Annotated in this window: 10 protein-coding genes; 9 read left to right on the plus strand and 1 reads right to left on the minus strand. The window is 69.9% G+C overall.

Going from position 1 to position 10,027, the window contains the following annotated elements; all coding sequences use genetic code 11:
- Positions 1–635: 635 nt before the first annotated feature.
- A complete protein-coding gene (locus tag C1877_RS14785; RefSeq protein WP_015539847.1) occupies positions 636–1,418 on the minus strand; it encodes a glucose 1-dehydrogenase in 783 nt (260 codons plus the stop codon).
- 323 nt (positions 1,419–1,741) lie between these two features.
- Between C1877_RS14785 and C1877_RS14790 the strand changes: the two genes are divergently transcribed.
- The 9 genes from C1877_RS14790 to ispH form a co-directional block, all read left to right on the plus strand.
- Positions 1,742–2,419, plus strand: coding sequence for a site-2 protease family protein (locus C1877_RS14790; protein WP_015539846.1), 678 nt, complete (start codon positions 1,742–1,744; stop codon positions 2,417–2,419).
- A 10-nt stretch (positions 2,420–2,429) separates the two neighbouring features.
- Positions 2,430–3,221: a segregation and condensation protein A gene (locus tag C1877_RS14795; protein WP_041239461.1), complete on the plus strand. Its 792-nt coding sequence runs from the start codon at positions 2,430–2,432 to the stop codon at positions 3,219–3,221.
- Between the two features lie 15 nt (positions 3,222–3,236).
- Entirely contained in the window at positions 3,237–4,121 is an 885-nt protein-coding gene (scpB, locus tag C1877_RS14800) for an SMC-Scp complex subunit ScpB (protein WP_041239460.1), read from the plus strand.
- A gap of 96 nt (positions 4,122–4,217) precedes the next feature.
- Complete coding sequence (locus tag C1877_RS14805; RefSeq protein WP_114569502.1) at positions 4,218–5,030, plus strand: pseudouridine synthase; 813 nt, start codon at positions 4,218–4,220, stop codon at positions 5,028–5,030.
- Between the two features lie 106 nt (positions 5,031–5,136).
- Positions 5,137–6,312 (plus strand): prephenate dehydrogenase/arogenate dehydrogenase family protein, encoded by a 1,176-nt coding sequence (locus tag C1877_RS14810; RefSeq protein ID WP_114569503.1) that lies wholly within the window; start codon positions 5,137–5,139, stop codon positions 6,310–6,312.
- Positions 6,302–7,672, plus strand: a complete 1,371-nt coding sequence (gene aroA, locus C1877_RS14815) for a 3-phosphoshikimate 1-carboxyvinyltransferase (protein WP_114569504.1) — start codon at positions 6,302–6,304, stop codon at positions 7,670–7,672. The genes C1877_RS14810 and aroA overlap by 11 nt, the downstream gene beginning before the upstream one ends.
- Entirely contained in the window at positions 7,669–8,346 is a 678-nt protein-coding gene (cmk, locus tag C1877_RS14820) for a (d)CMP kinase (RefSeq protein WP_114569505.1), read from the plus strand. The genes aroA and cmk overlap by 4 nt, the downstream gene beginning before the upstream one ends.
- Positions 8,343–9,221 carry a lysophospholipid acyltransferase family protein gene (locus C1877_RS14825; protein ID WP_096228386.1) on the plus strand — a complete coding sequence of 293 codons (879 nt, stop codon included), beginning with the start codon at positions 8,343–8,345 and terminating at the stop codon, positions 9,219–9,221. The genes cmk and C1877_RS14825 overlap by 4 nt, the downstream gene beginning before the upstream one ends.
- Positions 9,218–10,027, plus strand: an 810-nt coding sequence (gene ispH / locus C1877_RS14830) for a 4-hydroxy-3-methylbut-2-enyl diphosphate reductase (RefSeq protein ID WP_114569506.1), incomplete at its 3' end; no start/stop codon positions are given. The genes C1877_RS14825 and ispH, both read left to right, overlap by 4 nt.

The following is a 10,027-nucleotide window of genomic DNA, read 5'->3' on the forward strand; positions in this document are numbered from 1 at the left end:
GTCGGCCAGGATCCTCTCCCTGTCCTCTTTCGAGTACATCTCGGCTCCTTCCTTGGATAAGAACTTATGTTCGCCGTGGTGGCATGCCCCCACGGTCCAAGAAACCGCCGCGCTCCCGGTTTGGCAACCTCGTCGGGGATGTTTTGGTCTTTTCGGGGCCCAGCAGCCTGCAAGGAGAGTGTTTGCCCAGGTCGGATTTCTTTCTCTTAAACCTATCTTTCCTGTATGGATTGCCAAACCGACCCGTTTTTGACACTCGGGCCCTTATTTCGCGTCAATGGTCCTCAAAGTGCGCCTTACCTTTGGCTGCAAACGCCGCGCGCACTATGGCGCGCCAACGTGGAAGGGCCGCGCTTGACCATCGCCTTGCCTGCGCCGCGACATGCGCCTGTGCGAGCGAGGGGCCTGCCGATGCGGTGCTGCGAGCATCTTCGCCGCCGGTGCACGCCGAGCAGGTTCGCCTCGGGAACCGTACCGCGCGCCCGCGCGAGGGGGTTTCGTCGGCGGCGGTCCGTCCGTCCGACCCCGGTCCGGCGGGCGTTCTACGCGCCGGACCGGGGGAGCCTTGACGGGCGAGTTGATTTGGGCCTTAGCTTTGGCCTTGGCGTGCCGTACCGCGCGCCCGCGCGAGGAGCCTAGTACGCGCTCCAGCCGCCGTCGATGGTGAGCGTCTCTCCGTTGATGAAGCCGGCCTGGTCGGAAGCCAAGAACAGCGCCGCCGCCGAGATCTCCTCGGGGGTGCCGGAACGGGTGGCGCCGGCGTAGCCCGTCGTGGCCTTCGCCATGCCGCGCTCGCTGGGCTGGCGCATCCCCACGCCGATGTTCGTCTGCGTGTTGCCGGGGCAGATGGCGTTGCAGCGGATGCCCGTGTCGGCGTACATGAACGCCACGTTCTTCGTCAGGCCCACGACGGCGAACTTCGAGGCCGTGTAGGCGCAGCCGCCGCGCCCGGCGCACAGGCCCGACAGCGACGCGGTGTTGATGATGACGCCGCCTTCGCCGCGGTCGAGGAAGTAGCGCACGGCCTTGCGGGTGCCGTACATGACGCTGTTGAGGTTCACCTTCATGAGGCGCTCCCATACGTCGTCGTCCATCTCGGCGATGGGCAGCAGGTTGTCCATGATGCCGGCGTTGTTCACGATGATGTCCATCTGGCCGAACATGTCCACTGCGCGGTCGACCATGCCCTCCACGGCGTCGCGGTCCGACACGTCCACCCGGGCGATGTCGAGCTTGTCGCCGTACGCGGCAAACTCCTCCTTGAGCGCGGCGAGGGCCTCCTCGTTGAGGTCGGCGGCCAGGCAGTTCGCGCCCGCCTCCAGGAAGCGCTGGACGATGCTCTTGCCGATGCCGGACGCGCCCCCGGTTACAACGGCGGTCTGGCCTGCGAGGATGGGACTGGAAAGGGTGTCTTGCATGCTGGAGGCTCCTTATCGTTTCTGCGCTGCTGGCCTACGGCGGCGGGATGCCGCGAAGCGCGCTCCCGCCCCCGCCGCGGTTCCGAAACCGCACGCGAAGCGTACCACGCACCCTGTCGCCCTCCATCCCCGCGTGTGGCGGAAGGCGCCCTGGACGTCCCTGCGGAGGCTTTTCGACGCGAACGGTGCAAGAACCGACGCCGGCGGCGCAAGGGCAGGGGCCTCGCTTCCGTGCGGGCCCGCAGCTCTCCCTCTGCGGGAGTTTGTGAAGTTTCCCCGGCTGGGACGGCGGGTGCGGCCCTTTGCGCTAGACTGGTCGCATCATGATTTCGATACCTTACCTCATCTGCTCAATACTCAGCTTCGTGCCGGCCATCGTGTGCCACGAGGCGTGCCACGGCTTCGCCGCCTACAAGCTGGGCGACCCCACGGCCCAGCGTGCCGGGCGCCTGTCGCTGAACCCGCTCAAGCACATCGATCCCTTCGGCACGGTCATCATGCCGCTTCTGCTCATGGCCATGAACATGCCCGTTTTCGGCTACGCGAAGCCCGTGCCCTACAACCCGGCCTACTTCAAGGACGCGCGCAAGGGCGACCTCATCGTGGGGCTGGCGGGCCCGGCGGCCAACCTCGCGCTGGCCGTCCTGGGGGCCCTCGTCTTCACGGCGATGTCGCTGCTGCTCCCGGTGGCCCAGCTGGCGCAGAGCGACGTGTTCTACTACTTCTATACGATGTTCCTTCCTATGTTCTCGCTCATCAACCTGTATCTCATGTTCTTCAACCTGCTGCCCATCCCGCCGCTTGACGGCTCGTCCATCTTCGCGTTCTTCCTGCCGAAGAAGTACCTGCCCCAGTATTACAAGGTGCAGCGCTACGCGATGCCGGTGTTCCTCGTCGTGGTGCTCCTCGTGCCGTACGTGCTGCACTTCAACCCCATCGGCATCTACCTGGACGTCACGGCGGGCAACGTGTTCGACCTGCTGTTCTCGTTCGCCGGATAGCGGGGCGGGCGTGTCGTACAAGGTTCGCATAGACAGCTTCGAGGGGCCGTTCGACCTCTTGCTCTACCTGGTCAGCCGCCAGAAGGTGGACATCGGGGCCATCTCCATCACGCAGATCGCCGACCAGTACCTGGCCGAGGTGGGCCGCATGGACAACCTCGACCTCGACGTGGCGAGCGACTTTCTGCTGGTGGCGTCCACGCTGCTGGAGATCAAGGCCGAGAGCCTCATCCCGCGCGACCGCGACGCCGTGGACGACGACATTGCCGAGCTCGCGCCCAGCGAGGCGCGCGATATGCTGGTGGACCGGCTGCTCGCGTACAAGCAGTTCAAGAACGCGGCCTCCACGCTGCTTGCGCGCTTCATGGCCGAGGGCCGCATGCACGCGCGCCCGTTCGGGCCGGACGCGTGCTTCCTGAACCTCATGCCCGACTACCTGAAGGGCGTGACGCTGGACGGCCTGGCGCTCCTGGCTGCCCAGGCCTACGCGCGCCGCGAGGTGTTCCTGCTGGAATCCGAGCACATCGCTGCGAAGCCCATCCCGGTGGAGGTGCACGTGCGGGCCATCCACCAGCGCATCGTGAACCGGAAGCGCCTGCGGTTCTCGGAGCTCGTGGACGAGCGCACGCCGCTGCCCGTGGTGGTGGTGACGTTTTTGGCGGTGCTGGAGCTGTACAAGCGCGCCATGGTGAAGATCGAGCAGCAGGAGCAGTTCGGCGACATCGACATCCGCTACATCGAGGGCTCGGGCGAGCTCGTGCTCACCGGCGACGACGCGCTGACCTCGGTAGGGGAAGAGTAGGGAAAGGTTGGGTCCGTGTTCCAGGGATTGCAGGAAAGCCAGCTGGCGGGCGCCCTCGAGGCGCTCTTGTTCGTGACCGACGAGCCGGTGGGCACCATCGCGCTCGCCGACATGCTGGAGGTGGAGCCGGCCGACGTGGAGCAGGCGCTCGTGGGCTTGCGCGCGCGCTTCGAGACGGAGGAGCGCGGCGTGCAGCTGCGCGAGGTGGCCGGCGGGTGGCGCCTGTACACGCATCCGGTGTACCACGAGCTGGTGGAGAAGTACGTGCTGTCGTGGGACACGCGGAAGCTCTCGCAGGCCGCCATGGAGACGCTTGCCATCGTGGCGTACTCGCAGCCCGTCACGCGCGCCGGCGTGGCCAGCGTGCGCGGCGTGAACTCGGACAGCTCGCTGAACTCGCTGGTGGAGAAGGGCCTCGTGCGCGAGGCGGGAACGGCCGATGCGCCGGGCAACCCCACACTCTACGCCACGACGCGCGCCTTCCTCGAGAAGTTCGGCCTGCGCAGCGTGGCCGACCTGCCCGACCTGGACCAGTTCGCACCCGACGACGACACGCGCACGTTCATCCGCGAGCGCCTCTCCGCCACGCGCGAACCTGTGCGGGTGTCCGACGAGGCCCGCCTTGACGGCGCGGCGGAGGGTGCCTCCGGCGACGGCTTCGATGGCGTGGAGTTCGACTTCGACGGCGAGGGCGAGGCCGCGGTGACGCTGGGCGAGCAGCTGGGCGGCGCAGGCGGCGACGTCGCCGAGCAGGCGCTCTTCGCCCGCATGGACGAGGCCGCCGATGACGCCGCGGGCGAGGCGGCGCAGAGCCTGCTCGCCGAGGCCATGGGCTCGAGTTTCGGCCTCGTGGAGAAGGTGGATTTCGACAGCCTGACGTTCGAGACCGATGACGAGTAAGTGGCTCCGCCGTTCTGCCGAACGGCGGAACGGGGCGACGCTGCGGGCTTTGGAGGATATGTGAGCGAAGAAAACGACAACCCCCGCATCGTTCCCATGCGCCTGCAGAAGTTCCTCGCGCGCGCCGGGGCGGCCAGCCGCCGCGGCTCGGAGAACCTTATGACGGCCGGGCGCGTCACGGTGAACGGCGAGGTGGTCACCGAGCTGGGCAGCAAGGTGGACCCGCTCGTAGACGAGGTGGCGGTGGACGGTCGCGTCGTGCGCCTGGCAGACGGCCCCGTCACGCTCATGTTGCACAAGCCGGCCGGCTACGTCACCACCATGTCCGATCCGCAGGGCCGCCCCACCGTGGCGGAGCTCGTGCCCGCGGCCGAGCATCCGGGGCTGTTCCCCATCGGGCGGCTCGACCGCGACACCACGGGCCTGCTGCTGTTCTCCACGGACGGCGAGATGGGGCACGCGCTCCTGCGCCCGCGCGGCCATGTGGAAAAGGTGTATACGGCGCTCGTCGAGGGCCGGCCGAGCGCGGCCCAGCTCGCGCATCTGCGCGAGGGCATCGAGCTGGACGACGGCCCCACGCTGCCGGCGCGGGTAGCGCTCGTGGAGGACGAGGCGGCCGCAGCGGCGCTGGCGGTCCTCGACGTGCCGCCTGCCGCGCCGGAAGGGGCGTCGCGCCAGTACGCCCGTGCGTGCTCCGCGCGGGCGCGCGACCGCTCGATCGTGCGCATAGGCCTGCACGAGGGCCGCAAGCGCCAGGTGAGGCGCATGCTGGCCGCCATCGGGCACCCGGTGCTCGCGCTGCACCGCGACACGTTCGGCCCCGTGGGGCTGGGCGGCCTGCCGCGTGGCGCGTGGCGCGTGCTGGAACCTGCCGAGGTGCGGGCGCTCGAGCGCGCCGTGGGCCGGTGACGGGCGGCCGTCGATCGGTCTATAATAATGTTAGAATGGTCAGGCCGGGGGAGCGGCGACGTGCCGTGCCCTGGTCTCACGACTGTAGGAAGGGCAGCATCGTCCCATGATCGAACCTCATACCGAACAAACCGGCCAAGCTGCGTTCAGGCACATCGTCATCGTGGGCCTCGGCCTGGTGGGCGCCTCGTTCGCCGCTGCGGTGCGCGCCGCGCAGCCTGACATCCGGCTTTCCGGCGTGGATGTGGACGGCCGCACGCGCGCCGTCGCGCTCGAGCGCGGTTGGACCGACGCCGCCTGGGCCCCGGACGACCCGGCGTTCGAGCACTGCGTGCGCGGGGGGTGCGACCTCGTGGTGCTCGCCGCTCCCGTGGACGTGGTGGAGCAGTACTTCGAGCATCTGGCGGCCTGGGATTTCGGCGGCATCGTCACGGACACCGCCTCCACGAAGTCGCGCATCGCGGCAGTTGCCGCGCGCACGCTGCCGCATCCCGAGAACTACGTGCCGGGCCACCCCATGGCCGGTTCCGAGAAAAACGGCATCGACGGCGCTCGCGCCGACCTGTTCCAAGGCGCGCACTGGATACTCTGCCCCGACGCGGCCACGCCGGCCGAGCACTTCCCGCGCCTGCACGAGCTGGTCACGTCGCTCGGCGCCCGCGTGATCGCCCTGCCGCGCGAGGACCACGACGAGGCGGTGGCCGTGGTGAGCCATGTGCCGCACATCATGGCCTCGTCGCTCGTGCAGCTGGCCTGCCGCCACGCCGACGACCAGCAGGCGCTCATGCGCCTGGCGGCCGGCGGCTTCAAGGACTCCACCCGCATCGCCGCCGGCTCGCCGGAGCTGTGGTGCGGCATCGCCTTCGACAACGCCGCGGCGCTCGGGGAGGGCCTTGCGGAGGTGCAGGGCATCATCGGCTCGTTCGCCGAGGCGCTCGCCGCCGGCGACCGCGCCCGCATGACCGCGCTGCTCGCCGAGGCCGCCGAGGCACGCCGGGCGCTGCCGGCGGCGTGGGTGCCCTCGACCGAGAAGCTGCTCGAGGTGCGCATCCCCATGGAGGACCGCACCGGCGTCGTGGCCGAGGTCACCACCATCGCCAGCTCCGTGGGCTGCAACATCCAGTCTATCGAGATCGACCATATCACGGCCGACAGCGCGGTGTTGAGCCTCGTGCTCACCGACGAGGGCGACGTCGGCCAGCTGTCCGCCCAGCTCATCAACGCCGGTTTCTCGGTGTCGTTCAGTCCGCTTTCGGCCAAGGAGCATACCCATGTCGCATGAGCCCGTCGCATCAGCCGCATTTGCACCGTCCCCGCAGCCCGAGGCCGGCCGCACGGTCGTCGAGCCTTTGCCCGCGCCGTTGCGCGGCGCCGCCACCGTGCCGGGCGACAAGTCCATCTCGCACCGCGCCGTGCTGTTCGCGGCCATGGCCGAGGGCACGTCGCGCGTGTCCGGCGTGCTGGACTCGGAGGACGTGCGCTCGTCCATCAAGGCGGTGAGCCAGCTCGGCGCCCGGGTCTCGCTGGAGCGGCAGCCCGACGGCAGCCTGGCCGGCGGCATCACGGGCTGGGGCGCCTCCGGCCCGCGCAAGCCCGACGCCCCCATCGACTGCGGCAACTCGGGAACCACGGCGCGCCTGCTCATGGGCGTGCTCGCGCCGTGGGACGTACCCGTGGAGATCACGGGCGACGAGTCGCTCCAGCGCCGCCCCATGCGCCGCATCACCGCGCCGCTCATGAAGATGGGCGCGCGCTTCGAGCCCGGCGGCCGCGAGACGCTGCCCATAACCGAGGTGGGCACGCGCGACCTGCGCGCTATCACCTATGATGCTCCCATGGCGTCGGCCCAGCTCAAAACAGCCGTGCTGCTGGCGGGCGTCTACGCGCGCGGCACGACCACCTTGAACGAGCCCGCCCCGTCGCGCAACCACACCGAGCTCATGCTGCCCGAGTTCGGCGTGCCCACCACAGCAGCCGACCGCACGGCCAGCGTGACCGGCCCCCGCGTGCTCCAGGCCGCCGAGGTGCGCGTTCCGGGCGACCCGTCCTCGGCCGCGTTCCTCGTGTGCGCCGCGGTGCTCAAGCCCGGCAGCTCTCTCCAGGTGGAGAACGTGAGCCTGAACACGGCGCGCATCGGCTTCACCCGCACGCTCGAGCGCATGGGCGCCGACGTGTCGGTGCGCCATGCGGGCGCGGCGGGCAAGGAGCCCTACGGGATGATAGCGGCGTGCCACACCCCGAGCCTCCATGGCTGCGAGGTGCCGGCCGAGAAGATCGCGGGCATCGTCGACGAGGTTCCGGTGCTCGCGCTCGTGGCGGCGCACGCCCGCGGCGTGACGGTGTTCCGCGAGGTGGGCGAGCTGCGCGTGAAGGAGACGGACCGCCTGGCGGCCGTCGTGGAGGGCCTCGGCCAGCTGGGCGTGGAGGCCTACATCGACGGCAACGACCTCTACGTGGAGGGCCAGCCCGGCCTGCGCGCCCCTGCGGGCCTCGTGTTCGACTCCCACGGCGACCACCGCCTTGCCATGACGTGGGCGCTCGTGGGCCTCACGGGCGGGGTTCCCGTAGAAGTGAAGAACTTCGACTCCGTCAAGATCAGCTATCCCCGGTTCCTGGACGATATCGAAAGGTTGGCTCGATGATCATCGCCATTGACGGCCCCAGCGGGGCCGGAAAGTCCACGGTCGCGAAGGCCGTGGCGAAGAAGCTCGGCTTCTCCTGCCTCGACACGGGCGCCATGTACCGTGCCGTGGCGTGGCGCGCCCTGCAGGACGGCGTGCCGTTCGACGACGACGCGGCGCTCGGGCAGCTGGCCCGTATGCACGACATCGCGTTCGGGCACGAGCCGGGCGACCCGGCCCCCAAAAGCGTGTCCATCGGCGGCGAGGACGTCACGCGCGCCATCCGCACGGCCGAGATCGACCGCGCCGTGAGCCCCGTGTCGGCCGCGCCCTCCGTGCGCGAGGCGCTCGTGGGGCAGCAGCGTCGCATAGGGCGCGCGGGCGACTACGTGGTGGAGGGCCGCGACATCGGCACGGTGGTGTTCCCCGAGGCAGAGGTGAAGGTGTTTCTCACCGCATCGGACGAGGAGCGCGCGCACCGCCGCGTGCGGCAGAACGCCGACCGCTCCATCGGCTCCATCGACTTCGACGAGGTCCTCGCCGACCTGCGGCGCCGCGACGAGCATGACTCCTCGCGCGCCACCTCGCCCCTCAAGCCCGCCGACGATGCCGTGCGCCTCGACTCCACGGGCCGCTACATAGAGGACGTCATCGACGAGATCGTGGAGCTCGCGCGCGAGAGGGCCGCGCGATGAGCCTGATCCTCCCGTACGAGAAGATATGGGACATGCCGCTCGGCGGCACGTCCGACGAGAAGCAGGCCCCCCACTGGGCAGGCAATCTCATCTGGGGATTCCTCGTGTTCGTGTTCAAGATCTGCTTCCGCTACCGCGTGGACAACCGCGAGAGCATCCGCGGTTTCGACAAGGAGAGCGGCGTGGTGGTGGTGGCGAACCACACCTCGTTTCTGGACGTGGCGTTCATGTACCTGGCCACGCGCCCGCAGCAATGGCTGCGCTTCATGGGCCGCGAGAGCCTGTTCGACAACGCCCACGGCCTAGTGGGGCAGATCCTCTCGCGCGTGGGCGCGTTCCCCGTCAAGCGCGACTCCGCCGACCGCACCGCCATCAAGCGCGCGACGCGCATGCTGAAAAACGACGAGATCGTGGGCATCCTGCCCGAGGGCACGCGCCGCGGCAAAGGCACGAAGACCCCCGAGATCCATTCCGGCGCCGCGTTCGTCGCGAAGATGGGGAAGGCCCCCCTCCTGCCCATGACCGTGCGCAACGCCGAGAACGTGAAGAGGAAGGGCGAGCGCCTGCGCTTCCCCAAGATCACCATCGAGTACGGCAACCCCCTGCTCGTGGAGGACTTCGACTTCCTGCCGAAGGAGGACCGCCTGGAGGGCTGCACGTGGTATGCCATGCGCGAGTGCTTCGCGCTGTCGCTGCGCGTGCCGCGCGAGCAGGTGGACATGCCCGCGCTGTTCCCCGGTGGACGCGACTTCACGGCTGTGTTCGAGGAGCATCCCGTGCCCGAGCACACCACGGCCGAGGTCGTGGCGGGCATCCGCGCGAAGCGCGCCGCCAAGGCGGAGGTTTCCGCCGTGCCGGCCGGGGAGCGCTCGTGAGGGTGGTGCGCGCCGCGTACGCCGGCGCCTGCTACGGCGTGCAGCGCGCGCTCGACCTGGCGCTCAAGGCCGTCGAGGACGGGGGGAGGGTCTACACGCTGGGCCCGCTCATCCACAACCCGCAGGTGGTGGCGCAGCTGGCGGAACGCGGCGTGCGGGCCGTCGACGGCGTGGAGGACGTGGCGGGCGCCGGCACGGTGGTCATCCGCAGCCATGGCGTGACGCCCGCGGTGAAGCGGTCGGTGGCGGCGTGCGGCCTGCCGCTCGTGGATGCCACGTGCCCGCACGTGGCGCGCGCCCAGCGTGCGGCGGCCGACCTTGCCGAGCAGGGCCGCCATGTGGTGGTGGTGGGGGAGGCGGGCCATCCCGAGGTGGAAGGGCTCGTGGCGTGTGCGCGCGAGGCCGGTGCGTCGGTGAGCGTGGTGGCCGGCCCGGACGACCTGCCGGATACGCTCGACGGCCCCGTGGGCGTCGTCGTGCAGACAACCCAGACGCGCGAGGTCCTGGACGCCGTCGTGGCCGCGCTCGAGCAGCGCGGCGTGCAGCTGCTCGTGAAGAACACCATCTGCTTCGCTACGCGCCAGCGCCAGGAGGCCGCCGCCGCCCTCGCCGACGAGGTGGACGCCATCGTGGTCATCGGCGGCCGCAACTCGTCGAACACCTCGCGCCTTGCCGACATCTGCGCCGCCGCCTGCCCCCGCACCCGCCACATAGAGTCGCCCGACGAGATCGACCCCGCCTGGCTCGCCGGCTGCGGCGCCGTCGGCGTCACCGCCGGCGCCTCGACCCCCGAGGGCCAGATCGAC

This window comes from Gordonibacter pamelaeae, from assembly GCF_003340385.1.
GTDB lineage: Bacteria > Actinomycetota > Coriobacteriia > Coriobacteriales > Eggerthellaceae > Gordonibacter > Gordonibacter pamelaeae.